General features: G+C 48.0%; 22 protein-coding genes, 1 tRNA gene and 1 pseudogene. 17 read left to right on the forward strand and 7 right to left on the reverse strand.

The features are described from left to right. Positions 1-35: 35 nt before the first annotated feature. The 7 genes from proB (at position 36) to OGX80_RS02915 (ending at position 9,082) form a co-directional block, all read left to right on the forward strand. Positions 36-1,139 (forward strand): glutamate 5-kinase, encoded by a 1,104-nt coding sequence (gene proB / locus OGX80_RS02885; RefSeq protein WP_012133771.1) that lies wholly within the window; start codon positions 36-38, stop codon positions 1,137-1,139. 11 nt (positions 1,140-1,150) lie between these two features. Beyond that, on the forward strand, positions 1,151-2,404 hold the full coding sequence (proA, locus tag OGX80_RS02890) for a glutamate-5-semialdehyde dehydrogenase (RefSeq protein WP_115181967.1): 1,254 nt from the start codon (positions 1,151-1,153) through the stop codon (positions 2,402-2,404). Positions 2,405-2,519: 115 nt separating this feature from the next. Further along, a tRNA-Thr gene (locus OGX80_RS02895) sits at positions 2,520-2,595 on the forward strand. 163 nt (positions 2,596-2,758) lie between these two features. Next, on the forward strand, positions 2,759-3,955 hold the full coding sequence (locus tag OGX80_RS02900; RefSeq protein WP_101743952.1) for a tyrosine-type recombinase/integrase: 1,197 nt from the start codon (positions 2,759-2,761) through the stop codon (positions 3,953-3,955). Positions 3,956-4,258: 303 nt separating this feature from the next. Further along, a complete protein-coding gene (locus OGX80_RS02905) occupies positions 4,259-4,816 on the forward strand; it encodes a hypothetical protein (protein ID WP_071994603.1) in 558 nt (185 codons plus the stop codon). Between the two features lie 319 nt (positions 4,817-5,135). After that, positions 5,136-5,945 carry a Hachiman antiphage defense system protein HamA gene (locus tag OGX80_RS02910; protein WP_233644141.1) on the forward strand — a complete coding sequence of 270 codons (810 nt, stop codon included), beginning with the start codon at positions 5,136-5,138 and terminating at the stop codon, positions 5,943-5,945. Continuing rightward, positions 5,942-9,082 (forward strand): DEAD/DEAH box helicase, encoded by a 3,141-nt coding sequence (locus OGX80_RS02915; RefSeq protein ID WP_233644140.1) that lies wholly within the window; start codon positions 5,942-5,944, stop codon positions 9,080-9,082. Before OGX80_RS02910 ends, OGX80_RS02915 begins: the two co-directional genes overlap by 4 nt. Positions 9,083-9,350: 268 nt before the next feature. Here the strand turns inward: OGX80_RS02915 and OGX80_RS02920 are convergent, their stop codons facing one another. Then, positions 9,351-12,059 (reverse strand): TrlF family AAA-like ATPase, encoded by a 2,709-nt coding sequence (locus OGX80_RS02920; protein WP_101743949.1) that lies wholly within the window; start codon positions 12,057-12,059, stop codon positions 9,351-9,353. A 201-nt stretch (positions 12,060-12,260) separates the two neighbouring features. Here OGX80_RS02920 and arsR point away from each other — a divergent pair, with 201 nt between their 5' ends. Genes arsR through arsC form a run of 5 tightly spaced genes read left to right on the forward strand, consistent with a single transcriptional unit; the run spans position 12,261 to position 16,560 of the window. Beyond that, positions 12,261-12,605 carry an As(III)-sensing metalloregulatory transcriptional repressor ArsR gene (arsR, locus tag OGX80_RS02925; RefSeq protein WP_096875271.1) on the forward strand — a complete coding sequence of 115 codons (345 nt, stop codon included), beginning with the start codon at positions 12,261-12,263 and terminating at the stop codon, positions 12,603-12,605. 47 nt (positions 12,606-12,652) lie between these two features. Then, positions 12,653-13,015, forward strand: a complete 363-nt coding sequence (gene arsD / locus OGX80_RS02930) for an arsenite efflux transporter metallochaperone ArsD (protein ID WP_000855179.1) — start codon at positions 12,653-12,655, stop codon at positions 13,013-13,015. A gap of 17 nt (positions 13,016-13,032) precedes the next feature. Then, positions 13,033-14,784, forward strand: coding sequence for an arsenite efflux transporter ATPase subunit ArsA (arsA, locus tag OGX80_RS02935; protein ID WP_233644139.1), 1,752 nt, complete (start codon positions 13,033-13,035; stop codon positions 14,782-14,784). A gap of 48 nt (positions 14,785-14,832) precedes the next feature. After that, the gene (gene arsB / locus OGX80_RS02940; RefSeq protein ID WP_060571116.1) at positions 14,833-16,122 is read left to right on the forward strand and encodes an arsenite efflux transporter membrane subunit ArsB; all 1,290 of its coding nucleotides are present in this window, start codon (positions 14,833-14,835) and stop codon (positions 16,120-16,122) included. Positions 16,123-16,134: 12 nt separating this feature from the next. Continuing rightward, entirely contained in the window at positions 16,135-16,560 is a 426-nt protein-coding gene (arsC, locus tag OGX80_RS02945) for a glutaredoxin-dependent arsenate reductase (protein ID WP_060571117.1), read from the forward strand. Positions 16,561-16,685: 125 nt separating this feature from the next. Here arsC and OGX80_RS02950 read toward each other — a convergent pair whose 3' ends face one another. The 3 genes from OGX80_RS02950 to OGX80_RS02960 all read right to left on the reverse strand — a co-directional run bounded on the left by OGX80_RS02950 (position 16,686) and on the right by OGX80_RS02960 (position 18,360). Continuing rightward, entirely contained in the window at positions 16,686-17,204 is a 519-nt protein-coding gene (locus OGX80_RS02950) for a GNAT family N-acetyltransferase (RefSeq protein WP_058688860.1), read from the reverse strand. Between the two features lie 26 nt (positions 17,205-17,230). After that, positions 17,231-17,692, reverse strand: a complete 462-nt coding sequence (locus OGX80_RS02955; RefSeq protein ID WP_048229285.1) for a GNAT family N-acetyltransferase — start codon at positions 17,690-17,692, stop codon at positions 17,231-17,233. A gap of 65 nt (positions 17,693-17,757) precedes the next feature. Next, positions 17,758-18,360, reverse strand: coding sequence for a helix-turn-helix domain-containing protein (locus tag OGX80_RS02960; protein WP_048229287.1), 603 nt, complete (start codon positions 18,358-18,360; stop codon positions 17,758-17,760). Between the two features lie 43 nt (positions 18,361-18,403). Here OGX80_RS02960 and OGX80_RS02965 point away from each other — a divergent pair, with 43 nt between their 5' ends. The 4 genes from OGX80_RS02965 (at position 18,404) to OGX80_RS02980 (ending at position 21,703) form a co-directional block, all read left to right on the forward strand. Continuing rightward, complete coding sequence (locus tag OGX80_RS02965) at positions 18,404-19,099, forward strand: B3/B4 domain-containing protein (protein ID WP_048229289.1); 696 nt, start codon at positions 18,404-18,406, stop codon at positions 19,097-19,099. 20 nt (positions 19,100-19,119) lie between these two features. Further along, entirely contained in the window at positions 19,120-20,013 is an 894-nt protein-coding gene (locus OGX80_RS02970; RefSeq protein ID WP_048229290.1) for a dihydrodipicolinate synthase family protein, read from the forward strand. Between the two features lie 60 nt (positions 20,014-20,073). Continuing rightward, entirely contained in the window at positions 20,074-21,285 is a 1,212-nt protein-coding gene (locus OGX80_RS02975) for an MFS transporter (RefSeq protein WP_233644137.1), read from the forward strand. Between the two features lie 103 nt (positions 21,286-21,388). Then, on the forward strand, positions 21,389-21,703 hold the full coding sequence (locus tag OGX80_RS02980; protein ID WP_063135111.1) for a DMT family transporter: 315 nt from the start codon (positions 21,389-21,391) through the stop codon (positions 21,701-21,703). A gap of 848 nt (positions 21,704-22,551) precedes the next feature. Here OGX80_RS02980 and OGX80_RS02985 read toward each other — a convergent pair. Next, positions 22,552-23,259 (reverse strand): hypothetical protein, encoded by a 708-nt coding sequence (locus OGX80_RS02985; RefSeq protein ID WP_047738102.1) that lies wholly within the window; start codon positions 23,257-23,259, stop codon positions 22,552-22,554. A gap of 389 nt (positions 23,260-23,648) precedes the next feature. Then, positions 23,649-23,759: pseudogene (locus OGX80_RS02990) on the reverse strand (alpha/beta hydrolase); the annotation flags it as partial. 244 nt (positions 23,760-24,003) lie between these two features. On the opposite strand from OGX80_RS02990, the gene OGX80_RS02995 reads away from it, so the two are divergent. Then, the gene (locus tag OGX80_RS02995) at positions 24,004-25,044 is read left to right on the forward strand and encodes an Ntn hydrolase family protein (RefSeq protein ID WP_180961886.1); all 1,041 of its coding nucleotides are present in this window, start codon (positions 24,004-24,006) and stop codon (positions 25,042-25,044) included. Between the two features lie 178 nt (positions 25,045-25,222). Here the strand turns inward: OGX80_RS02995 and OGX80_RS03000 are convergent, their stop codons facing one another. After that, complete coding sequence (locus tag OGX80_RS03000; protein WP_072197166.1) at positions 25,223-26,050, reverse strand: DUF2971 domain-containing protein; 828 nt, start codon at positions 26,048-26,050, stop codon at positions 25,223-25,225. Between the last annotated feature and the right edge of the window lie 72 nt (positions 26,051-26,122).

Below are 26,122 nucleotides of genomic sequence, written 5' to 3' on the forward strand. Positions count from 1 at the left end.
ATATCATTTTCCCCTATTTTGAATGGCAGAGAATCATGAGTGACAGCCAGACGCTGGTGGTAAAACTCGGCACCAGTGTGCTAACGGGTGGATCGCGCCGCCTGAACCGTGCCCATATCGTAGAACTTGTTCGTCAATGCGCGCAGCTACATGCCGCAGGCCATCGTATTGTGATCGTCACGTCGGGCGCTATCGCCGCCGGGCGTGAGCATCTTGGCTACCCGGAACTCCCGGCGACCATAGCGTCTAAACAACTGTTGGCTGCGGTGGGGCAGAGTCGTCTGATTCAGCTTTGGGAACAGCTATTCTCTATCTACGGTATTCACATCGGGCAGATGCTGCTGACGCGTGCGGATATGGAAGACAGAGAGCGCTTCCTGAACGCGCGTGACACCCTGCGTGCGCTGCTGGACAACAATATTGTCCCTGTCATCAATGAAAACGATGCCGTGGCGACCGCTGAAATAAAAGTGGGCGATAACGACAATCTTTCCGCGCTGGCCGCCATTCTGGCGGGCGCCGACAAATTGTTGTTACTGACCGATCAGCAAGGGTTGTTTACCGCCGATCCGCGAACTAACCCGCAGGCTGAACTGATTAAAGACGTGTACGGCATTGATGATGCGTTGCGTGCGATTGCGGGCGACAGCGTCTCTGGCCTGGGAACCGGGGGAATGGGCACCAAATTGCAGGCTGCCGACGTTGCCTGTCGTGCCGGAATCGACACCATCATCGCTGCGGGCAGCAAGCCGGGCGTGATTGGCGATGTTATGGCAGGCATTTCTGCGGGAACCCGTTTCCATGCGCAAGCCTCCCCGCTGGAAAACCGCAAACGCTGGATCTTTGGCGCGCCGCCTGCCGGTGAAATCACGGTGGATGAAGGGGCGACATCTGCGATTCTGGAACGCGGTAGCTCATTATTGCCAAAAGGCATTAAAAGCGTGACAGGTAACTTCTCGCGTGGTGAAGTGATCCGCATCCGTAACCAGGAAGGGCGCGATATCGCCCACGGCGTCACCCGTTATAACAGCGACGCGCTGCGCCGTATTGCTGGTCACCACTCTCAGCAGATTGACGCGATTCTTGGCTATGAATATGGCCCGGTCGCTGTCCATCGCGATGACATGATTACCCGTTAAGGAGCCGACGTATGCTGGAACAAATGGGCATTGCTGCCAAAGCGGCGTCCTACAAACTGGCGCTACTCTCCAGTCGCGAGAAGAATCGCGTACTGGAAAAAATAGCGGACGAACTGGAAGCGCAAACTGAAAGCATCCTGAGCGCTAATGCTCAGGACGTTGCCGAGGCGCGCGAAAACGGCCTCAGCGAAGCGATGCTGGATCGTCTGGCATTGACGCCGGCGCGCCTGAAAGCGATTGCCGATGACGTCCGTCAGGTGTGTAACCTGGCCGACCCGGTCGGACAGGTGATTGATGGCGGTCTGCTGGACAGCGGGCTGCGTCTGGAACGTCGTCGTGTTCCGTTGGGCGTCATTGGCGTGATTTACGAAGCGCGTCCCAATGTGACCGTTGACGTCGCCTCGTTGTGCCTGAAAACCGGCAACGCGGCGATTCTGCGTGGCGGTAAAGAGACATATCGCACCAATGCGGCAACGGTTGCGGTGATTCAGCAAGCGCTGGAAGCCTGCGGCTTACCTGCTGGCGCAGTCCAGGCGATCGACAGCCCGGATCGCGCGCTGGTCAATGAAATGCTGCGTATGGATAAATACATCGACATGCTGATCCCTCGTGGCGGCGCGGGCCTGCACAAGCTGTGCCGTGAGCAGTCGACGATCCCGGTGATCACCGGCGGGATTGGCGTATGCCATATCTTTGTTGACGACAGCGCGGAGATCGAACCGGCGCTGAAGATCATCGTCAATGCGAAAACCCAGCGTCCAAGTACCTGCAACACGGTGGAAACGCTGCTGGTGCATCAGGATATCGCTGCGCGTTTTCTGCCTGCGCTGAGCAAGCAAATGGCGGAAAGCGGCGTCACGCTGCATGCTGACGATGCGGCGCTGGCCCAACTGAAATCAGGCCCGGCGAACGTGGTAGCGGTGAAAGCCGAAGAGTATGACGACGAGTTCCTGTCGTTGGATCTGAATGTGAAAATCGTGGCCGACCTGGATGATGCGATTGCGCATATTCGCGAACACGGCACTCAACATTCCGATGCGATCCTGACGCGTACTCTGCGCAACGCCGATCGTTTTGTGAATGAAGTGGATTCGTCCGCCGTTTACGTCAATGCTTCTACCCGATTTACCGATGGCGGACAATTTGGCCTTGGCGCGGAAGTGGCTGTCAGCACGCAAAAATTACACGCACGCGGCCCAATGGGGCTGGAAGCGCTGACCACCTACAAGTGGATCGGCATCGGTGACGATACCATTCGTGCGTAATTAAAACCGGAGTGATGCAAAATCAGCCACTTGATTCACAAGGCTATTGACGCATCACCCGGTTAGTTTTAACCTTCTACCCCGTGATTCACACTCGTGGTCATGTCCTTTCAGGGCCGATATAGCTCAGTTGGTAGAGCAGCGCATTCGTAATGCGAAGGTCGTAGGTTCGACTCCTATTATCGGCACCATTTCAACCTCTTCCCAGGTCTACCGAAATCAACTTAAAGCCCGTATAATGCGGTTTCTGGCCCGTATCTTATCTCCTGTTATCAACTGGACTCAACCGGAATCAAGTTACAGTTGGGGGCATAAGTGGGGGCATTCTGTGTTCGGTCCAGGGAGATGCCCCCAATGAAGCTAAATGCGCGACAGGTAGATGCAGCTAAACCCAGAGAGAAAGCCTATAAGCTGGCAGATGGTGCTGGTTTGTATCTTGAAGTCGTTCCCTCTGGTTCCCGATACTGGCGGATGAAATATCGCTTTAATGGGAAAGAGAAGCGTATGGCTTTTGGGGTCTATCCGGCAGTGTCCCTTGCACAAGCGAGGGCACTGCGTGATGAAGCCAAGAAAAAGCTGGCCGAGGGCATCGATCCGTCTTTCGCCAAGAAAGAAGAAAAGCTGGTTCGCGATGTGCAGCTCAATAATACGTTTCAGGCTGTGGCACTTGAATGGCACGGAACAAAGGTGAGCCGATGGTCAGAAGGTTATGCCTCCGATATCATCGAAGCATTCAATAAAGATATTTTCCCCTATATCGGCCAGCAGCCGGTAAATGAAATCAAACCGCTGGTTCTGCTTAATGTGCTGCGTCGAATGGAAAGCCGTGGCGCGACGGAAAAGGCCAAGAAGGTTCGCCAGCGTTGCAGCGAAGTCTTTCGTTACGCCATTGTTACCGGTCGTGCGGAATACAATCCTGCAGCGGATCTAACCAGCGCGATGTCAGGGCATGAATCAAAGCATTATCCCTTCCTGACTGTTGAGGAGTTACCTGATTTCTTCAAAGCTCTCTCAGGCTATACAGGAAGTCCGCTGGTTGTTCTTGCCGCTCGTCTGCTGATCCTTACAGGAGTTCGCACCGGTGAGCTTCGAGGTGCTTTCTGGAGTGAATTTGATCTTGAAAAAGCGGTGTGGGAAATTCCTGCTGACCGAATGAAGATGAAACGGCCTCACCTTGTTCCCCTCTCTACCCAAGCACTAGAGATCGTACAGCAGCTCAAAGTGATGTCTGGGCAATATCCTCTAATGTTTCCTGGGAGAAATGATCCCCGGAAAACAATGAGCGAAGCGAGTATTAATCAGGTGTTTAAGCGGATTGGATACACGGGGAAGGTAACGGGGCATGGTTTCCGTCACACGATGAGTACGATTTTGCATGAGGAAGGGTTTAATACGGCATGGATTGAAACCCAGCTTGCGCATGTCGATAAGAATGCGATTCGCGGGACATACAACCATGCGTTGTATCTGGAAGGGCGAAGGGAGATGATGCAGTGGTATGCAGATTACATTGATAACATTGGTAAATTTAATCTAATCATAGCATCATAATTTCACCTACAAACTTAGCTACTTATTCGTTAGATAAAGTGAAAATACAAGCAGGTCTCCTCCAAAACGGAGGAGTTCCATACCAGAAAATTTCTTTTTTTGCTGAGTTTCATTTCTGCTTTCTGGAGAAAAATTACATTTACTTCTGAAGATCTGCTTAGTTATGTAAGTTCAAACGATAGATACAAACGCAGGCTATAACGCTCTGTGAGGGATTCAGAAAGTCGATTGAATGTAGTGCCAATGGGGCACGGTAAGATATGTGAGTTTTACCTTTAAACTGACCATGCTAATGGAGGCATAATGGCTCGTATCGCTTGTCTTGGATGGGGTTCCTTAATTTGGGAGCCAAGAGGTTTACCTGTTCAGGGGAAATGGTCTGAGGATGGCCCACTTATATCCGTTGAATTCGCCAGACAGTCGCTAGATGGACGGATTACGCTTGTGCTAGTCGAAACTGATCGATTAGTGCCTTCCCTGTGGGCGATAATGGAATCAGTGGATCTTACCTCTAGTATTGAGGCTTTGCGTTGCCGTGAAGGTATCCCAATAAAAAATATTGAAAAGCATGTTTGCAGGTGGTCTGCTGGTCAGCCTTCTCCAAAACTGATCCCAGGATTGTCTGAATGGGCTGATACCAATAACGTGGACCATGTGGTATGGACCGGTCTCCCTCCAAAATTCAACGGTAAAGAAATCCTTCCAACAGCCGAAAAAATTGTGAAGTATTTAGAACAACTATCTGGAGAACAAAGAGATAGGGCGGAGCAATACATTCGTCGTGCACCGCGTCAGATCGACACCATGTATCGGCGTATTATTGAATCATCGCTCCAGTGGCATTCAACGGGCGGTGAATAGGCATCTGGTCAGACCTGTGTTGAGGGCTGACATTTTAGCATGTGTTTGAGCTGATTAAGAGGAGGCAGGCTAGGATTTCGCGGGGTGCGTATAAACAGAATAAGATACCTTAACTCAGACTCGAGGACGTCCGTCATAAATGTCAGCCCCAAAACTACTAATTGCGGTGGCAAGTATGCCGTAAATTACCCCACTGCAAACCAGTAATTGTTTACGAGGTTACTATCCCCCGTTTAATCTAATGTTTTGACAGCATTGTTACAGTAGTAATGGATTGCCGATCTTGTTTTAAGGTGAATGCCCAACAAAAGGAGCTGTTATGCTACCCGACCATTTAAAAGGTTTACATTTAAGGTCAGCAGGTTTGATAACCGTTGAAGGCCGGACCATAAATGTTTGGGAGTTCTCGCCCCCAACTGATCCGGCGATTCTTGACAGTTGGGCACTGCATTTTCGTCGGCAATACTGTACAGACCAGGAGCTTCCTGAGCTCTTGTACGGGACAGGAATGACGATAGAACAGTATCTAAATGCACATATTTTCCCCGACAAAGTCAAGGCTCCCGGGCCATCAATTCGTTCTGGTGATTTCGCTGAATTTCTCATTTCCGACTACTTGGAGTTCACGCTCAATCTGTGGGTGCCCCGAGGAAAATACGCTGACAAAGCCAGCAACAATGAGTCCGTCAAAGGCGTTGATATACTAGGCTTCCATCAGTTGGATATTGCTACTCCCAATCGAGGGGATGCCCTTTATGCCTTTGAAGTTAAAGCGTCTCTTTCAGGTGGTATATATGGTGGCCAGCTCCAAAATGCTGTTGACGATGGTTCTAACGATCAACACATAAGGCAAGCTTTCACGTTAAACGCCACTAAACGTAGGTACCTTCGTGAAGGAAAGACACTGGAAGTGAGCCGAATTGCACGGTTTCAGAATCCTGCAGATAACCCTTATACATATTACTCAGGTGCGGTTGCTGTTCTTTGCAACACAGCTTTCAATGAAGAAGAGCTTGCCAAGACACTGGCCAACACGCACTCAAATGAGGCAGCACTTTATCTGATGGTTGTGAGAGCCGATCTTCAGATGAAACTGGTTCATGAACTTTACGAGAGGGCCTGCAAATGAAGGCTGGATTCAATAGCAAACGCCTCTTTGGCATAACACGCTCGAAAGGTAAGATGTACGAGTTTGGTCTGGATGAGTCTCTGCATCTCAGAATGCCTGAAGGTTCAGATCCTCTGCAGCTGTTTATTATGACCGTAGCAACCTTGGGCGACGTTACCGGGGTGCTGGCTGAGCTGTCACTGCCTTTAGTTTCTCTTCCCCCTGAGCCGCAAGCGGAGCTGAATTTCTGCGCCAGCTTTTTTGACGCAGTTCTGGATTCAGGATTTGCACAAGGCCTCGAAAGCACAACATTACTATTAGCCTCTGCCGCCTATTATGTGGCTCGACGCCCGGGAAGTAGCTTAGTCCTTGCCCGTCGAATTGAACCTAAAGAAGAAGACAACAATGTTGAGCATTTGCTTCAATGGTTGCTCAAAGCGGACTGGAGGACTTACTGGCTTTTAGACGACAAACGTTATGGACCGCTGCTAACATCGTTTTCGCGTGCTGTTGCTAACCATTTTGCCGAAGGTACCCAGCTACAAGAGATTGATGTACTGATGAAACTCCTCAGGAATGAGGCTTATAAAATGGGCACTCCCGAGGAAGTGCTTTATGCAGATGTCGCCATATCGATTTGTCGTATGAGGCTTGCAGCATCTGCTTGGGTAACCCTCTCCCAATATTCAGGTTTATCAGTGGATCATTGGCGGCCGGTCATTCAGAGGGAACGCTTTCCTAAAGAACTCTGGCCTTCTCAGATTCTTTTAGGGGAAAGAGGGATATTCAGAGGTGACTCGGGCTTGATTCAGATGCCTACAAGTGCCGGGAAAACTAGGTCGATTGAGTTAGTTCTGCGCAGTGCATTCATGTCTGGGCGCACGAAGCTTGCGGTTGTGGTTGCACCCTTTCGGGCACTCTGCCATGAAATTGCCTTATCACTTCGGCAAGATTTGGCCGGCGATGACATTAAAGTCAATGAACTGACGGATGCCTTGCAGATTGACTTCGTTGAACAAATTGCTGACCTTCTGGGAAGTGCCCCGCCCTCAACATCGAACGTATTAGTCCTCACACCCGAAAAGTTTCTCTATGTGCTGCGTCAGTCCTCTCAGGCTTTGAAACACATTGGTCTTGTCGTTTACGACGAGGGGCACCAGTTTGATACTGGCGTGAGAGGTATAACCTATGAATTGTTGCTCACCGAAATCAGGGGATTGCTGCCTGATACAGCGCAGACTCTACTTATTTCAGCTGTGATGCAAAATCCACAGGCCATTGCTAGCTGGCTGATGGGTGAGGATAAGGCACAGGTTATTGACGGCGCAACGCTATTACCTACGAGCCGGTCTGTTGCCTTTGCAAGCTGGACAGAGTCGCTTGGACAGTTAATGTTTCATGAAAATGGATATGACAAAGAGGACTACTTTGTTCCGAGAATAATCGAAGCGGCACAGCTATCGGGAATTAAAGCAGACAGCTCGATATTTCCGACCCGGACGAAATCGAGCGACGTATCGCTCTATTTGGGTCTACGCGTTATTAGTAAGGGATCCGTAGCTATTTTCTGTGGGACAAAGTTGATTGCAAATGGTATAGCAAAAAGGGCTGTCCAGATTGCGGATGCAGGATATAACACGTTATGGCCTTCAACCTACGCTAATCCTGAAGAAGTCATGGCACTGAAAACTATTATTGAGGGTAATTTCGGTAGCAATTCCTTTCTTTTAAAAGCTGCAAAGCTGGGTATATACACGCATCACAGTAATACACCTCAGGGTATACGCTTAGCACTAGAACATGGTATGCAGAAAGGACTGATTAACTTTATTGCATGCACATCTACGCTTGCTCAAGGTGTAAACTTGCCTATTCGCTATCTTATCGTGCAGGGAGTATATCAGGGGGTAGGACGTGTCAAAGTTCGCGACTTCCAGAATCTTATTGGGCGTGCCGGTCGTGCAGGGATGCATACTGAGGGGGTTGTAATCTTCGCTGATGCAACAGTTTGGGACAGAAGGAAAAATTGGCAGGAAGGATGGAAATTTCAAAGCGCTGTGGAGCTTCTCTCTCCTGACCGCGCTGAAGGCGTTACCAGTTCACTCCTTTTATTGTTAAAACCTTTTGCACTCCCCCGTAACCAAGAATTGCCCTTTGCTGGGGGCGATTTGCTGGATTTTATGGATAAGGAGGTTGAGTGGGAAGGCTGGGCTAATCTGGTGGCGGATTCAGACCCTCGCCTCAGTAAGTCGAAAAAAGATGCTCTAGTAAAAGCGCTGTTGAGCTCCTTGGCAGAACGGAAAAAGATGACGCATACACTTGAAAGCTATCTAATGGCAAACTGTGCTGCGATGGATGCAACCGCCTTTGAACAGAGGGCCGGGGAACTTGCACGCGAGACATTGGCGTACTCGCTTGCCTCTGCCGAAGAGGCTGAGAAACTTGAAGAATACTTCAGATTGGTTGCCAGACGTATTGAGTCGGTTGAGAGCTCACCCTTAAAGCAGGCATTCTTCGGCAAGACATTGCTGGGCGCAAAGCAGACTAAATTTATTGAAGTATGGTCAGGCGAACATAGAGCAATGCTGCTAGCGCTGGATTCCTCTAATGGATGGCTCAATGCCGTCTGGCCACTACTGACCGAGCTCTGCGACAATCGTTTTTTCCGTAGCGTCGAGCCTGCAGGTGCAGGGTTCGAGATCGCCCTTTCGTGGATGTGCGGAATGAGTTACGGAGAAATCTTCAAGAAAGCATCCCAGATGCAGGTTAAAAAGAAAGCCGGTAAGCGTAAACAAAAAGTGAGTGACGACGATATTCTTAAGTTTTTGGAGAGCACACTGGCATTTGATTGTTCGCTCATTCTGGCAGCTCTTGCACAATTCCTTTTTAGTCCAGAGGAAATAATCGGAGAGCAAGGGGCATCGCTCGCTCATTTTCAGAAGAGCCTAAAAAATGGTCTCCCTGACGCGCTATCCATGAGTATATTTGAGGCGGGATTTGCTGACCGTTTTATTTCTCAAGCTATTCGCGACGCTCTCCTCCAGGATGGATATGGAGGCAGCTCATTTGATGAGGCTAGGCAAAATCATTTAAGCGTTATTGAGCAAGTTGTCAAAGGAACCCCTGCTTATTTCAATTACGTTTTAAGCTCATACTGATGTCTGGTGGACTCGTAGCACGGTGTATTATGCTGCATGGGTTCCACCACACGATGCGTACCATTTTGCATGAATAGAAATTTAACACTGTCTTGATTGAGTTACAGCTTGCTCACGTCGATAAAAACTAATCCGCGAAACGTATAACACGCTAGCGCTTAGGTGGGTTATATAGTGATATAGAGAACTATTGTTTACTTTTAAAATACTAAGAGCTATATATTCTTGAATCTAATTGTAGCAATCCTTTGCTACAATTAGATTATTCTTACATTTTAAGTAAGCGATTATATCTTAAGTTGAAGGCCTCTTTACCACCTTCCATTATCTCACAAACATTAAGTCTGACATCAGTGTCACATAAACCACCTGCAGATAGTAATTGCACCTGACCGCCGTTAAAATGCATAACATTTATGTACTCAGCATCTCCATTTACAACTATGTTTGGGTTGTGGGTAATGATTATAATTTGTCTTCTTCTTTTATTGCTATGTATTTGAGATACTATTAACTTATTGATTAGAGCATTATCTAAATCATCTTCTGGTTGATCGACTACTATTGGATTATCTCCATGACTTAACAGGAATGCGAGAATTGCAGCGGCTTTCTGTCCCGCAGAACCTCTGTCAATTGAGGCGAACTTCCCTTTTTCAACATCTCTTGCATATTCTACCAGTAAACGGTCTTGTGGAAGCCAATTAATTATTCTTTCTAATATTTCTGGCTGCGACTTTATTTTTTCACATAACGATGTTTTAAATCTGCCATCGACTCTATGTATAGTTACATCTTCACTTGCTGCAATTTTGAATATAGTATCCTTTATTTCTGAGATATATTTTATCGTTTTTCTTAAATCTCCACCATCATTTATTACTTTATAAAGTAAACTATCTTCACGATCATCTTGATAAATGGATGAATTGAACCCATTGCTATAACCTAGAATAGAACGGAAATCATTTTCAATATTATTTTTATCTCCAAATGGAATGATTGACATTTTAACATATTTATTATTCCCAATTACTGAACGGATGAATTTCTCTCGTTTTTTTTGTAGGCGTCTACGTAAGATGTAACTCAAGGAAATCGAACGATTAAAATCTGTTTTGTAAGAATCAAGTTTATTTTCTTCTTCTACGATTTCATCTAACTGTTTTTGTGTGTTATTTCTTTTTTCGATCCATTGTTCATATTCTTGAGGGTTCAGTTCATGCCCTTTGCTTTCGTAAGTTTGAACAACTTCCTTATACCGATCAATGATTTTTTTACTATTTTTTTTCCATTCAGAGTTATCGAGTGCTTGTACGGTTTGCTGTACAATGTTGTCAATCTTTGCTTTTGATGATTTGATATCAGATATGACTTTATCAATTTCAGCAGTGAAATTTTTATGAATTTCACTTACTTCATTTTCATTTTCTAACTCATGTCCTAAATTAGATAAATCAAGAGGGACTGTGTTAAAATCAATAATTGATTGTAATGCATTGCTCAAACTTTCTATTTGGAAACTATCTTCTATTTTTGTTTGTTTTTTTGATAGCGTTTGATAGTTATTAAAAACATCTTTATGTCCACCCTTTTCAAAGCTGGATATATCAGAGTTTAAGTCATCAATTTGTGCTTGAATAGAGGTTTTTTCAAGAGCGCTCAGCTCAATTTTTCTAATGCTTTTTGCTAAATTAATTGATGTAACTTGTTGGGAAGCTAATTTCTGTTTCCAGCTGGAAATATCTACTTGTGGTGTTCGATCAACTATGTTTAGTAAACTTTCAGGATTAGATGCTAAGGCATTGATTTGCTTTTGGCTATAAATGCTTATGTTGAATCTTTCCTCTGGTTTGCCCGGAGCATCTTGCCACTCTTCATTTTCAAATTTCTTTATTTCAATGTCATTATTTTTTGTCCATATAACATTAAATAAATCATCACGCCTCTTTATTCCTACGCTGACTTCGGTATCATCTCTAGTAACTCCATCAATAAAAGAATCTAGATCTCTTTTTATAGATTGTAAGCCGACTAACTCTTCAGATCTACCCATCGCAATTCGTAGTGATTCAACAAATGTTGATTTACCAGCGCCACGTCCACCAATTATAGCATTGAAGAGAGGGTGCAGTTTTATCTCAACAGGTTTTCCTGGGATAATTCCACAGTGGGTCATTTTTTTAATTGTTAGGTTGTTAATTGACAGGTTTGGTAGAGAATTAGGATCGTCAATTTCGTTACTTACGCAGAATTTATTATCGTATAATGCAAGCCTTAAACCATCAATTGTTGGTTTTCCCATCTTGATCCAAGAGGTATTAGCTCCTAGTCTAGACTTTTCATGAGCATCAGAACCTTTAACTCTACCTATATCTTGAAATGTCTTTTGTAGTTCTACATCTACGCTATCAAGGAAGTTTAAATCGACAAATTCTGCTGCAACAATTTTTTTTGCCCATGTACTTATTTCTGAGTTGTTGTTTTTTATTCCCTTTAATAGCCCTTTAGGACCATCAATATGCGCAGGAATAGCAATTCCATTTTCCTTGCTTATCAGCTCAATTACTTTATCAACAGATTCGGTAGCGCATGTTGACTCTGCATCTCCATGTCCTTCCGTAATCCCACACATGCCAAGCACACCATTAATTTTAGCTGTGCCACAAGAGGGGTCAAAAATTGATAATATATGAACCCTAGATTGCCCGGTGCTTACGGTTATTTCACATCCTGGGAATAAAATTAATGGGCGATATTCTTGATAGGATGTTTCAAGCGCTTTTAGCTCTTGCTTCAAGATATCAATCCATGCCCCACTAACATGGTCAGTTACTGCAACGCAGTCAACCTCTCTTTCCATCAGGGCAATGAGCCACTCTTTTGCTGTTTCTGCTGGCGCTTTGTAATCTGATGAGGCAGGAGTGTGTGTATGAAAATCAAATTTATACCAATAGCTTCCTACATTAGTGTACATATCAAAGTCCTACTAAGTTATTAAGCTGAAACGTTTTATTGTTTTAAAACATGATGTTAAATCATATTTCCTATTCACATTTTTTACTATTAAATTTTAAAAATTTTGAGTTTTGCTTTCATATATGAAAAAATGCATGTGATGTTGATCGTTTCATTTTTCCGCGTGATAATGAATGTTTCCGTCAGAGGAGAAATTCCTATGAAGCCCCTACAACTCTTCAAAAACCTCTCCGATGAAACCCGTCTAGGGATCGTACTGCTGCTCAGAGAGATGGGAGAGCTGTGCGTGTGCGATCTCTGTACAGCGCTGGATCAGTCGCAGCCCAAGATCTCCCGCCATCTGGCAATGCTCCGGGAAAGCGGTCTATTGCTGGATCGCAAGCAGGGGAAATGGGTTCATTATCGCTTATCCCCGCATATTCCATCCTGGGCTGCTCAGGTGATTGAGCAGGCCTGGTTAAGCCAACAGGACGACGTACAGGCCATCGCCCGTAAGCTGGCATCGGCAAACTGCTCTGGTAGCGGTAAGGCTGTTTGCATCTAAAAAATTTTCCTGAACATATATGTTTTTCCAAATGTGAGGTATTCAGAATGAAGACGTTAACGGTGTTTGACCCGGCAATGTGCTGCAGTACCGGCGTATGTGGCTCAGATGTCGATCAGGTTCTGGTTGATTTTTCTGCTGATGTGCAGTGGCTGAAAGGACGTGGTGTACAGGTTGAACGTTACAACCTGGCGCAGCAGCCCATGAGCTTTGTTCAGAATGAGAAAGCGAAAGCATTCCTCGAAGCATCTGGAGCAGAAGGTCTTCCGTTACTGCTATTGGACGGTGAAACGGTGATGGCAGGGCGATACCCAAAACGCGCTGAGCTGGCTCGCTGGTTCGGTATTCCGCTGGAGAAGGTAGGGTTAGCTCCCACCAGTTGCTGTGGTGGTAATACTTCCTGTTGCTGAATATGTCAGGAGGACATATGAAATTCTTACAGAATATCCCGCCTTACCTGTTTTTTACCGGCAAGGGTGGTGTAGGAAAAACTTCTATTTCCTGCGCGACGGCTATCCGCCTTGCTGAACAGGGTAAGCGGGTTTTGCTGGTCAGTACTGACCCAGCCTCCAATGTCGGTCAGGTGTTCGATCAGGCTATCGGTAATACCATTCGCCCTGTGGCAGCAGTTCCTGGACTTTCCGCTCTGGAAATCGACCCGCAGGAAGCCGCCAAACAATACCGCTCCAGAATCGTTGATCCTATCAAAGGTCTTTTGCCTGATGACGTTGTTAACAGTATCAGCGAGCAGCTTTCAGGAGCCTGTACCACTGAGATTGCGGCGTTTGATGAGTTCACCGGCTTATTGACAGACGCTTCCCTGCTGACCCGCTTCGATCGCATCATTTTTGATACAGCGCCGACGGGCCACACGATTCGCCTTCTCCAGCTTCCCGGTGCCTGGAGTAGCTTCATTGAAAGTAACCCGGATGGTGCTTCCTGTCTTGGCCCAATGGCCGGGCTGGAAAAGCAGCGTGAGCAGTATGCTCATGCGGTAGAGGCGTTATCCGATCCTGAACGTACCCGCCTGGTTCTGGTTGCGCGACTGCAAAAATCTACGCTACAGGAAGTCGCCCGCACCCATGAAGAACTCGCCGCAATTGGCCTGAAAAACCAATACCTAGTGATTAATGGTGTGCTGCCTAAAGCCGAAGCTGAACATGACGCCCTGGCCGCTGCGATATGGCAACGTGAGCAAGAGGCACTGGCAAATCTTCCTGCCGGTTTATCTGGGCTACCGACAGATACCCTATTACTACAGCCAGTCAATATGGTTGGTGTTTCAGCATTGAAGGGACTGCTGGATACCGGTTCTGAGGCATTACCGCTCCCGGTAACGAACATCCAGTACACGCCTAAAAACTTATCGCTCTCTGGCCTGGTCAATGATATCGCTCGCAGCGTACACGGCCTGATTATGCTGATGGGCAAAGGTGGCGTAGGGAAAACCACGATGGCTGCTGCCATCGCCGTCAGGCTGGCGGATATGGGATTTGACGTACATCTCACGACCTCTGATCCTGCTGCGCACCTGAGTACAACGCTGAACGGCAGCCTCAAAAACCTGCAGGTCAGCCGCATCAACCCTCACGATGAAACCGAACGCTATCGCCAGCATGTTCTTGAGACGAAGGGAAGAGATCTGGACGAAGCCGGGAAACGGCTGCTCGAAGAAGATTTACGCTCCCCTTGCACCGAAGAAATTGCCGTCTTTCAGGCCTTTTCAAGGGTAATTCGTGAAGCAGGTAAGCGCTTTGTGGTCATGGACACGGCACCTACCGGGCATACGTTATTACTGCTTGATGCTACCGGGGCTTATCACCGTGAGATTGCCAAGAAGATGGGGGATAAAGGTCATTTTACCACTCCGATGATGCAGCTTCAGGACCCGGAACGTACCAAAGTCCTGCTGGTCACTCTGCCTGAAACCACACCTGTACTGGAAGCTGCAAACCTGCAGTCCGATCTTGAGCGTGCGGGGATTCATCCCTGGGGCTGGATTATCAATAACAGCCTTTCGATTGCACAGACGCAATCGCCGCTGCTTTGCCAGCGCGCCCTACAAGAGCTTCCTCAAATCGAGGTTGTGAAAAACCAGCATGCAAGCCGCATAGCGTTAGTACCGGTAGTGGCTGCAGAGCCCACTGGCATCGAGAAACTCAGAGAGCTGGCCGTTTAATTTTTTTTGTATACACAGGGCGGCAGAGCCGTCCTGTCTGGAGGATTTATGTTACTGGCAGGCGCTATTTTTGTCCTGACCATCGTTTTGATTATCTGGCAACCGAAGGGATTAGGGATCGGCTGGAGTGCGACGCTGGGCGCGGTACTGGCGCTGATATCTGGCGTAGTCCATTTTGGTGATATCCCTGTAGTGTGGAATATCGTCTGGAATGCGACGGCGGCCTTTATTGCCGTGATTATTATCAGCCTTCTGCTCGATGAATCGGGCTTTTTCGAATGGGCAGCGCTGCACGTTTCCCGCTGGGGTAGCGGTCGTGGACGTTTGCTCTTTACGTATATCGTTCTGCTCGGTGCGGCGGTGGCGGCACTGTTTGCCAACGATGGTGCGGCACTTATTCTGACGCCGATAGTCATCGCCATGCTGTTGGCATTAGGGTTCAGCAAAGGCACCACGCTGGCATTCGTCATGGCTGCCGGTTTTATTGCCGATACGGCCAGCCTGCCGCTTATCGTGTCGAACCTGGTGAATATAGTCTCGGCGGACTTCTTTGGACTGGGCTTCACTGAGTATGCGTCGGTAATGGTGCCGGTGGATATTGCCGCTATTATCGCCACGCTGGTGATGCTGCATCTGTTCTTCCGCAAAGATATTCCACCGACTTACGACCTGGCTCTCCTGAAAGCACCGGCAAAGGCGATTAAAGATCTGGCAACCTTCAGAACTGGCTGGATAGTGTTGATCCTTCTTCTGGTTGGTTTTTTCGTCCTTGAGCCGTTGGGTATCCCGGTCAGCGCGATTGCGGCTGTAGGGGCTGTCATTCTGTTTGCGGTGGCGAAACGAGGCCATGCCATTAACACTGGCAAAGTGCTTCGCGGTGCGCCATGGCAGATCGTCATCTTCTCTCTGGGGATGTATCTGGTGGTCTATGGCCTGCGTAACGCCGGTCTAACAGAGTATCTCTCTGGCGTACTGAACGTGCTGGCAAATAAAGGTCTTTGGGCCGCGACCTTTGGTACTGGCTTCCTGACGGCTTTCCTGTCTTCCATCATGAACAACATGCCTACCGTGCTGGTTGGCGCTCTCTCTATTGATGGCAGCACCGCAACAGGTGTTATCAAAGAGGCGATGATTTATGCCAACGTGATTGGCTGCGATCTGGGACCGAAAATTACACCTATTGGTAGCCTGGCAACGCTGCTCTGGCTGCATGTCCTTTCACAGAAGAACATGACCATCACCTGGGGATACTATTTCCGCACCGGGATCGTCATGACTCTGCCTGTGCTGTTTGTAACGCTGGCCGCGCTGGCGCTACGTCTCTCTTTCACTTTGTAATGAGATACTGATATGAGCAACATCACCATTTATCACAACCCAGCCTGCGGCACGTCGCGTAATACGCTGGAGATGATCCGCAACAGCGGTATTGAGCCGACCGTTATTCTTTACCTTGAGACTCCACCTTCACGCGATGAGCTGGTCAAACTCATTGCGGATATGGGCATTTCCGTCCGTGCTTTGCTGCGTAAGAACGTCGAGCCGTATGAGGAACTGGGTCTTGCAGAAGATAAATTTACTGACGACCAGCTCATCGACTTTATGCTGCAGCATCCAATTCTGATCAACCGTCCGATCGTAGTGACGCCACTGGGAACTAAACTTTGCCGTCCTTCGGAGTTGGTTCTGGATATCATTCCGGAACGTCAGAAAGGAGCATTTACCAAAGAGGATGGTGAGAAAGTCATTGGCGAAACGGGGAAGCGTGTTAAGTAATCTGCCCACTTTAAAATATCGGACGCCTGTTAACGCTATGCGGGTGTCCACCTTTCGCTCATAGCAGACCTCGCAACGCTTCAGGCGGTCCGCTTTGTGCCAAAAGCGGACGTCATGATGTTTATTCAGCGAACGCCAGTTGAACGTTTCATAATGATATCTCTCTGCGGATCTGACCCAACCTGGAAGATATGCTCACCCACCTCGGTAAACCCAAGCTTATGATAAAAAGAAATTGCCCTTGGGTTATGTTCCCAGACGCCTAACCAGACAACATCCGATCCCTTTGCCTCAAATTCAGCAAAGCACATCCGCATAAGTTCTTGCGCAAATCCTCTACCATGATAGGGAGCATCAACATATAGACACAGGATTTCCCCGGCGTGAATGCTATTGACACAGGGAGGAAACTCTTCCCACCTCAGTTGGGCATACCCAATCAATTTGCTCTCGTGTTCACAGACTAATGTAACCCAGTCTTGTCTGAGGATCTCTTTCAACTGGATATGTGTTGAATAGCTTGCCTGGCAGTGAAGTTCCATATCCTCCTGAGTATTCCCATCCTGGAAAGTCTTTCTGAAGGTTCGTTCAGCTAAAATGGCAAGCTCTTCTGCATCAGAGGTATTTGCCCTGCGGATCAACATTTGTCTTTGCTTTCTGAAAAGTATTCTTAGTTTTTCCCGGGTTTACGATAAATGTCTGGTCGATTGATCTGCCAGACAAAATCTGGCCGGTTCAAAGGGTTATACCCCAGTTTCTGATATAGCCAAGGCGCACTGTCGGTTACCAGCATTATTCGTCGCAGACGTGACATCAATGGATGTGCGTGACAGCATTCAATCAGCCAACGACCAAGACCACTTTTCTGATAATCGTTTAACACGTAGACATCGCACAAATAACCAAAAGTAGCATAGTCTGTGACCAGACGGGCGAAGCCGATTTGCCTTGTTCCATCCAAAAGTGCAAAGCAAAGGCTGTTCTGGACGGATAACCTTACCGTTTCGGCATCAATGTCTGGAGCCCAGGACGATTGGGAGAGGTAATCGTGAATGGCTTCCAGCTGAAAAAAAGCGGGATCGGTTGTGACAGTAAATTTGTCTTTGGTAAATCGCAGGTGCTGATTATTCACTGAACTTCTCCTTCAGGACTGACTCGCGATGAGACAGCAGGGCTGACCACTAAACCGGGGAGCACTCAGGATGCTCTTTCATGTACTGTCATGATAAATACCAATGGGTTCTCCCCCCGATTTTCATAGAAATGAGGAACGTCTGTTCTGGCCGTTGCCGAGCAGCCAGCCTTCACCAGATACAGGTGATCATGTACGCCGAGTGTGAGAGTGCCAGTTTGTACATAAAACAATTCAAGCGTTCCTTCCGGGTGACCAGGTGAAGCAAATTTTTCCCCTGGCTGCATTTCCCACATCCAGAGCTCGGTCATATCAGGGCCACCGGATCCGGCAAGCAACCTTGCTCTTCCGCCTTTTTCGCCTTCCCACAATTGAGGGATCTCATCTTCAGCAATGAGATGTACGGTCGGTTTGGCGCTGACATCCACAAAGTCAGCCACCGAAACACCCATCGCGGCAGCGAGGCGGCATAACAGGGCAATGCTGGGGTTCGCCCGGCATCCCTCAATCTCAACCAGCGCGCCCTTGCTGACGCCCGCCCGACGGGAGAGTTCATCGAGGGATATTTTCTTTTGCTTGCGATACAGCTTAATCCGCTGAGAGACGGCTTCGTTTACGGTGCTGGCTATCGCATTAGCATCGGTCATTAAATTGACTTTCTTAGTCATCGGTCATTATCATGGAATAAATTGGTCATAACAGGATTATCACGTGTTAACAGTCTCTCCGTCAATTGCCCCAGAAATCTATCGTATCGCTCCCGGCTTTCGGGCACTCAGTATCTGCGTAAAAGCCGCGCCGATTCTGAACCCTGGTATAGGGGAAACGGTACTGCTGGAAGCCTGTGAAGCGGTTCTGGCCGGCGAACCTGAATGGGCTGAATCTCATCTGGTCGCCTGGGCTGAGGTTTTCCAGACGTTTGGTGCTAAACCGAAACGCACACCATGTTCAGCGGATGCCTTACGTAAGCGCGTATTACGTGACAGTACGATGCCCGCACTCGATCCCATCGTTGATCTCTATAACGCCGTTAGCCTCCGCTATGCCGTTCCTGTGGGGGGAGAGAATATCGCTGCCTATCAGGGTTCACCGCGTCTGGTTGTGGCAAAAGGAACCGAGCCTTTTGATACCGTCAAAGACGGTGAGACCGCCATTGAATACCCGTCGCAAGGTGAGGTTATCTGGTGCGATGATGCAGGCGTGACCTGCCGTCGCTGGAACTGGCGACAGGGGGTCAGAACCCGCCTGGATGTGGAAGCTCAGCAAATGTGGTTCATTCTGGAGAGTCTGCCGCAGATGCCACTGGAGAAGCTTCATGAAGCCGGGAAGATGCTGACCGATGGCCTTGAAAAAATGATGCCCGGTCTGTGGTTTGAGGTGGCTCTTATCGAAGAGCAATACCAGTAATATCATTCAGGAGAAACACAATGTTCACCGGCTTGTCTGCTTTTCCGCTAACTCCCGTCACCGCCAGCGGCGTCGACGAACAGGGGTTCAGTAAGATTCTGGCCCGCCTGACGGCGGCCCGTGTTGATTCTCTGGGCATTCTGGGTTCAACCGGAAGCTACGCGTATCTGACCCGGGAGCAGCGCAATCGCATCGCGACTCTGGCTAAACAGCTTGCTGGAGATATCCCTGTGATGGTGTGCGTGGGGGCAGTCAGCACCGATGCCATCCTGCATCTGGTTGATGATGCGCAGGCAGCAGGCGCAGATGCCCTGTTGCTCCCGGCGGTCAGTTACCAGTCACTCCGTGATGAAGAGGTCTTCGCGCTTTTTGAGGCGGTGACCCGGCATGCGTCTGTTCCGGTCTGTGTCTACGATAATCCGGGTACCACACATTTTACCTTTACGGATGAACTGCACGGTCGTCTCTCATCACTGGCGGGGGTTCGTTCGGTTAAGATCCCTGGCGTCCCGGATAGCCCGGCAGCGGCCGCTGAGCGGGTGAATGCGCTACGCCAACATCTTTGCCCGGGAGTGACAATCGGTATCAGTGGCGATATGTATGCCGGACTGGGATTAAATGCAGGCTGCGAGGTCTGGTACTCTGTGTGTGGCGGTCTGTTCCCGCAAACCGCAAAGCAGATCACCGAGGCAGCAGCAGCAGGGGATCACGCTCGTGTTATGGCATTGACAACCCGACTGGAACCGCTGTGGGCGCTGTTCCGTAAACATGGCGGGAGTATTCGTGTGATTGCCGCTGCCGCTGGTGTGCTTGGACTGACCGATACGGATTGCCTGCCTCGTCCTCTGCAACCGCTGTCAGCGGGCGATATCGCGGATATTGCCCGAGTGATCACCGCGCTGGAGCTGAAGTAACCCACCGACAGGACCGGCACTCTGGCGGTCCTCCTGAAACCTGGCCAGGCAATAATCTTCATGACGACCCTTCAGTGTACAAACGCGCCTGTTAAGGCAGGTCTTGTCCGCTATGCCTGTGCCGCGATGCTGGCACGCATTGCGGATGGCGGCGGGGTGCTGGCAGTGATCTTACTGTGCCAGTCATCTGAACAGTATTACACAGTGACGGGGTGGATGGCTGCCTGCATTACCCTCCCACATATGCTGGGGCCGTTTATTGCCCGCAGGATCGATACCGCCAGCGACGGGCGCAGGGTCATTGCGATGGCCTGCCTGGCGTATGCCTTTATTACAGGGATTATGACAGTGACTTTCGGCCACGTCCCTTTACTTTTGACGGCATTGCTTCTTATCGCCGCAGGACTCTGTGGCCCACTCCTGACAGGTGGGATCAGTGCTTTCCTGCCTGCCATGGCAGGGCCGGACCAGCGAAGTCAGCGCCGGGCTCAGGGTCTTGATGTGGCAACCTACGGTTTCGGTGGCACGCTGGGTCCCTCTGCTGTTGCCGCCATATCCGCCTGGGCTTCGCCTTCTGCGGCGTTTTACCTTCTGGCCGTTGGTACTGTTTTCGCTGCTTTCTTTATCATGCGGCTACCGGTTTCGCCGGTTACACACAGCGGCAAGCCTACAGAGGTTGCCGGTGCCATCACAACGATGAGTATGATGATCCGGCACACACCGCTGTGCAGGACACTGTACCTGACGATGGCCGTCGCCTTTGCTGTCGCCGTCCTGCCGGTTGTTGCGGTGAGTATGGCTGATGTTCTTGGTGTTCCAGCAGCCACAGCCGCTTTTCTTACCGTGGCCTACGGAGCGGGTAATCTGGCGGGATCGGTATGCCTGATGGTTATCCCACTGAGAGGTGAACCCGACAGGCTGATGCTGAGCTCCGGAGGGCTGATTGTCGCAGGCCTGCTTTCCATGCTGGTGGTCAGCAGTTTTTTACCCGTGTTTTTCTGCTTCTTCATAACCGGGGTGCTTAATGCCGCTTTTTTCGCCGCCACGCTTGCCGCACGCAGTGAATACTCCCCACCATCCTGCCGGGGGCAGGTCTTTGTCTGGGTGGGTGCAATGAAAATTACTGCGGGCTCACTTGGCACCGCAGCTGCGGGTCAGTTGATGATGTTGGGAGCTTATGCGCCACTGGTGTTAAGCCTGTGCACGCTGTCGACAGTACTGGTTATTTCTCTGTTGGCCCGTATCTGGCCATCGTTCAAATCTCATTGCTGATGGTTTAAGCAGGGATTCCATTTTATTCAGGCCGTAGCGGGACGACCCGTTACATCAGAGGCTTTCTTCGGGACGACCCGGACATATATTAAGAGGAGAAATTATGGCCTGGTTAATGCTGACGGCTGCGGGTTTGCTTGAAGTCGTATGGGCTTATGCGATGAAATTGTCTGACGGGTTTACCCGCCCACTGTACTCGATAGTGACTCTCGTCGGTATGATAGCGAGTTTTGCCTTACTCTCGGCAGCAATGCGCTCATTACCACTGGGCACGGCATATACCATCTGGACCGGGATAGGGGCAGTAGGCTCATTTGTTGCAGGCCTGTATTTTCTGGGGGAACCTGCCACACCGATGCGCATATTCGCTGCGGTGGTGATTGTAGCAGGCCTTATTATGATGAAACTGGCATCCTGAGGTATGTCTTGTGCCAGGATGGAGCAACCTGTCCTGGCAGGAGAGTAATTATCATCATATTTTTGACGCGACATATTTATGTCCGCTTTTCGCTCACAGCAGCCGCACCTGAGTGAAGTCCCCATAGGGAAACCTGTGGGGGCTTTTTCTCTTTTTTTGACGTCGCACTCTCATCTCCGAAAATTCAGGCGATGGCACTGAGAAATTCTGTCGGGCCTGGAGTCTTTTGCAGGCAGGGTACCGATGCGTTTATCCCAAGCCCTGCTTGGCCTAAGGTTTCTGCCATGGAACGTGCCAGGTGCTGCCATCTTCAGACGTAAAATTTCCTGCCTTATCATCCGTCCGGAAACACCGGGTGACTTTGCCGTCAACGTTGCAATTTCCCCAGTATAACGGGAAGCCCTCAGTCTCCTTATGTAGCTGCGCCAGCGTTGAGCGTCGCTCGTGTATCTCATCCAGTGAGGGAACAAGCGTCAGGATAAGCACAATGACCACACTGCACAGAACCCCCTGTGCAGCCAGAAACCAGAGCCAGCTTCGCCAACCAAGAGACCTGCAGGCTCGTTCATAGCGGTTAGTTGCACCGTCTGCGGCTCGATCGGCTTCGCGGAAATGGTCCGCCAGAAGTCGTGCAGACCTCTGAGCCGTTGAGTCGGCCATTGCTGTAACGGCACTGATAACATCATCTCTGACCTCTCTCATCTGTTTTTCATGAGATGTTGCGGAATGAATCAGTGCTGACGTTGCCCTGTCTGCTGTTTTTCCCTGCTGCTGTGCGGCCTGAAGGAGCCTGTCTGCGGCCTCAAAAAAGAGGCGTATGTCGTGTTCACTGACGGAATTTGTGTTTTTCATAGGCTCAGCTCAATCCCTCTGTCGTGGTCTAATGATTGCTCTCTCTCCAGCTTTGGCTGGCGATCTACTTCATGCCTGTACAGGAGCCATTTCTCATGTGTCATCGAAAGCTCCATCATATTCTTCAGCTCTGCATACCTCAGATTACCGCTGCCGTCACAAACGACGATAAGCGCGCCCGCGTTGCTCTCTGCGTCCACGCCCTGGCACCACCTGACCAGTTTCAGGTAGTCACTGACGGCAACCGGATCTTCGGCATTAACCTGAGTCGAAAAGATGCTACGGGTTGTCTGTGCAATAAAGTTCTCAAGGTTCAGGGGCTCAGCCTGACGGGGGGACCGAGAGAGGGCGATGAGATAGCTCGAAAAGTAGGTTTTCACACCCACCTGAACGTCAGGCGTTGTTTCAACATACCAGTGGATTCGGTGAGAGAGTGGCCTCAGCCTCACATCACTTCCTAGCGCGTGAGAGAGCTTTCTGAAACGGGCGGCCTCTTTACCAGAGCGGTTATCCGCAGATTTGAACTCAATTAGCCGTAGGGTGCCGGGAAAGGAAAGCAGGACATCAGCCAGCGCCTTGTCCTCAGGCGTCTGTTGGAGCAGATTGACAGATGCTGGCAATACATGCCCGCGAAGCTGTGCCCCTACAGAGACGCCCAGTCCGTACAGGAAATTACCAATAACCACGTTCTCATAAAGTTTCACTGTCTGCTTCCCCTCCTCAGTTCTTAGCGCGGCTCCGCACGTATATTTATCCACACGCCGGAGCTGGCATATTTATGACCGCTGTTTACCTATATCCATAGCGATTTATCGGCCTCTACTCTGAGAGGATGATTGTTTTCGAAGGAGATTTTTACATTACACTAAGCGCTGGAGCAAATGAGCCATTTAGAAAGAGCGGACCTTACCGGCCCTGTGTTCAAACTTTTTGGTGAAAGTGCTTTCCCGTCAGACAGCATTAATCATTCAGTAATGAGAAGCCGACGCAGTCACGGGCTGGCCGCTGCATATGCTGAGCTGCTCCGCCAACTACTTGTATCTGAGGCTACTGGCTTACCTTTGACTCTCACATCAGGCAGTGTCACATCCTAGCCATGCTTGTTCACTACGTCACGCCACTCACGAGCCATCGCCAGACGTATGCACCAGCTGCCCTGCGCGGGCATAGCGATGGGTTTATCTGTTAGGTCATCGCTGTAAAGTTAGGAGGATGTTGACGAGTTTGTGCTTATTGATAATCACAGGCAGGATGAATGGGACTATGAGCGATATTTCAACAACGGGTAACGTTTGTTTGCGAGAAGACATCACTGAACTCTTGGAAATAAAAATTAGCTTCTATAGGCCATAGCAGATATAGTTAATGGAAGATTAAATAAATGATATCGATAAAGTTTTGGACGAACATGCAGCTTCGAAAGAATTGAAATTAAAAGGATGGATATTATGACTTGGGTGGTTGGAGGGAACTGCTTTAATGGGTTTGTCTGCGTAGCCGATATTCAGGCAACAATAACATTGACTGGCGGGGAAGTTCGTTATTTTAATTGCATTCAAAAAATACACCAAATAGGAAGTAATTTATGCGTGGCTTTCAGTGGTGATATTAGGTCAGGATTCAAAATCATCGAGTTATTGAGGGAAAATATTCATCAAAACTTTCAGGATGGTGAATGCTTTGATATTGATGGCCAATCTAAGATATTGATAGGTTTTCTTAATTGCTGCTATGATTATATCAATCCGAACCATAAGCCTTATCTTGAATTAATGTTTCTATGGAATTCACAAGAAGGCGATGGACTTCTATATCGCCCATTTTGCATGAAATTTAAATCGCCAAACTTTACTATGAATTCAACCGCATTGCCTGGGGTTGCTCAATCAGGTAGTGGAATGACTAATAGCACTTTTCAGGCAATATCTTCTTTTTTAGAGGGAAAGGAAATTTCCACGCCGGAGTACAAAAAATTATTTTCTAACATTGAAGGTGCTCCAGATATTATCACTCTTAAAAATTTCAAAAACATAATTCTGAATGAAGCGTCAAAAGTTAATCAGCCGGGTATAAGTCGAACATTGATTTCTTTTGAATCAGAAATACCCTTTGACGAGATTTATAGTGAGCAACAAAACAAGAATTTAAAAGAAGCATTTATCACCCTAGGTTTAGGACCCACTGAAATGAAAACTGAAAATTACAGATTATTTCTTTCTGTGCTCTCAGTTCCTGATGTTCAGAAAAAATTAGATTATATCAAACGATATAATCCATTTTTGTATAACTCGATAAGGGATATATTGCAACAGGGGAAAAAGTCAATAAATATACAGCCAATAACAGAACTTCCGCCAATTGTTGTCGATCGTCATGTGAGTGATGAAGAAGAAATTCACTCTTATAAACTAATAACCACGTGGCCTGAACTTAAAGCATTTTTGGGCGAAAAGCGCATTAGCGTATCGGCTATGCAGGCAACAGCGTGAATTAGCTATCCTCTTTCAAACATTGCCACTTACTTAAGTTGTTCGCTCACATCGGACTTTTAGCCCGGTTAACGTGTCCGTTCCGTGGGAGGAGCGGACAACACCTAAATGCTCTTGTAGACTTGGCTAGTTCTTCATTGTTTCTGTTGTTTCGTACAAACGAGGGAAATTACAAAGATTACCTGTAACTTGCACCAGATCTAGATACGGGTATCTTTAGATAGCCATTCGACGCTAGTAACATCTCAATTTCATAATTATTTATTTCACATTTAGGGCCAAGAACAACTTCAAATAGAAGATTTTCTTTTGAGGAAAAATCATATTCGAAATACGATGTTATTCTATTTCCTGTAACTCTTTGCTTTGGCCTTGAAATTGAATGTAAGAAGTTAAATTCGCCACGCTCATTCCCTGTAACAAAGGGAAGGTGTACAATTCTCACTTCTTGCTCTTCTTCAAAGAATTTATTTTTAGTAAATAAGCATTTTGTTCTGACCTCAGTTGTTATATGATTATAGGTCATCCATCTATGAGAGTCATCAAGAAAAGATGATGCAATTACAACATTAGACATGCGGTCAGCAAACTCACGGATAACTTTAACATCATCATAAAAAACTTCATTGATGCCTATGGAATGAATATCAGACATACCCAAAACTGGGGCGACGTCAGAAAACCCAAAGGCTTCAGTATTAAAACCAATTGATACTCCACAGCCATCACTAGCATAGGCACGCCATTGACTTAAGAGATCTTTGTTTTTTGAAAAACTACAAATATAAGGATGTGGGAATGAGTTTTGAAAGCAAAGAAGGAACTCATCAATAACATAATTATTAGATGGATTTCTCTTTGAATCCAGAGCATCCAAGAAATAGTTTTTAGCATAATTTATTTCAGTATAATCATTTAGATTTCCAGCCGATGAAATCCAAAGTTTCTTATTATTTATAATGCTCAATAGTGCATTGAGATCACAATAGTGATAAACTTTACCCATCAAAGACACAACCTTCTTTATAATATAAAAATCCCCTTGCTTATCTCAAGAGGCTCCCGCGACTTAGCTAAC

The sequence above is a fragment of the Citrobacter sp. CK194 genome (assembly GCF_030333395.1).
GTDB classification, from domain to species: Bacteria; Pseudomonadota; Gammaproteobacteria; order Enterobacterales; family Enterobacteriaceae; genus Citrobacter_B; species Citrobacter_B koseri.

Bases quoted from the DNA above. Each gene is read 5' to 3' on its own strand.
- proB (WP_012133771.1), top strand. From the start codon at position 36: ATGAGTGACAGCCAGACGCTGGTGGTAAAACTCGGCACCAGTGTGCTA.
- proA (WP_115181967.1), top strand. From the start codon at position 1,151: ATGCTGGAACAAATGGGCATTGCTGCCAAAGCGGCGTCCTACAAACTG.
- OGX80_RS02900 (WP_101743952.1), top strand. From the start codon at position 2,759: ATGAAGCTAAATGCGCGACAGGTAGATGCAGCTAAACCCAGAGAGAAA.
- OGX80_RS02905 (WP_071994603.1), top strand. From the start codon at position 4,259: ATGGCTCGTATCGCTTGTCTTGGATGGGGTTCCTTAATTTGGGAGCCA.
- OGX80_RS02910 (WP_233644141.1), top strand. From the start codon at position 5,136: ATGCTACCCGACCATTTAAAAGGTTTACATTTAAGGTCAGCAGGTTTG.
- OGX80_RS02915 (WP_233644140.1), top strand. From the start codon at position 5,942: ATGAAGGCTGGATTCAATAGCAAACGCCTCTTTGGCATAACACGCTCG.
- OGX80_RS02920 (WP_101743949.1), bottom strand. From the start codon at position 12,059: ATGTACACTAATGTAGGAAGCTATTGGTATAAATTTGATTTTCATACA.
- arsR (WP_096875271.1), top strand. From the start codon at position 12,261: ATGAAGCCCCTACAACTCTTCAAAAACCTCTCCGATGAAACCCGTCTA.
- arsD (WP_000855179.1), top strand. From the start codon at position 12,653: ATGAAGACGTTAACGGTGTTTGACCCGGCAATGTGCTGCAGTACCGGC.
- arsA (WP_233644139.1), top strand. From the start codon at position 13,033: ATGAAATTCTTACAGAATATCCCGCCTTACCTGTTTTTTACCGGCAAG.
- arsB (WP_060571116.1), top strand. From the start codon at position 14,833: ATGTTACTGGCAGGCGCTATTTTTGTCCTGACCATCGTTTTGATTATC.
- arsC (WP_060571117.1), top strand. From the start codon at position 16,135: ATGAGCAACATCACCATTTATCACAACCCAGCCTGCGGCACGTCGCGT.
- OGX80_RS02950 (WP_058688860.1), bottom strand. From the start codon at position 17,204: ATGTTGATCCGCAGGGCAAATACCTCTGATGCAGAAGAGCTTGCCATT.
- OGX80_RS02960 (WP_048229287.1), bottom strand. From the start codon at position 18,360: ATGACTAAGAAAGTCAATTTAATGACCGATGCTAATGCGATAGCCAGC.
- OGX80_RS02970 (WP_048229290.1), top strand. From the start codon at position 19,120: ATGTTCACCGGCTTGTCTGCTTTTCCGCTAACTCCCGTCACCGCCAGC.
- OGX80_RS02975 (WP_233644137.1), top strand. From the start codon at position 20,074: ATGACGACCCTTCAGTGTACAAACGCGCCTGTTAAGGCAGGTCTTGTC.
- OGX80_RS02980 (WP_063135111.1), top strand. From the start codon at position 21,389: ATGGCCTGGTTAATGCTGACGGCTGCGGGTTTGCTTGAAGTCGTATGG.
- OGX80_RS02995 (WP_180961886.1), top strand. From the start codon at position 24,004: ATGACTTGGGTGGTTGGAGGGAACTGCTTTAATGGGTTTGTCTGCGTA.
- OGX80_RS03000 (WP_072197166.1), bottom strand. From the start codon at position 26,050: ATGGGTAAAGTTTATCACTATTGTGATCTCAATGCACTATTGAGCATT.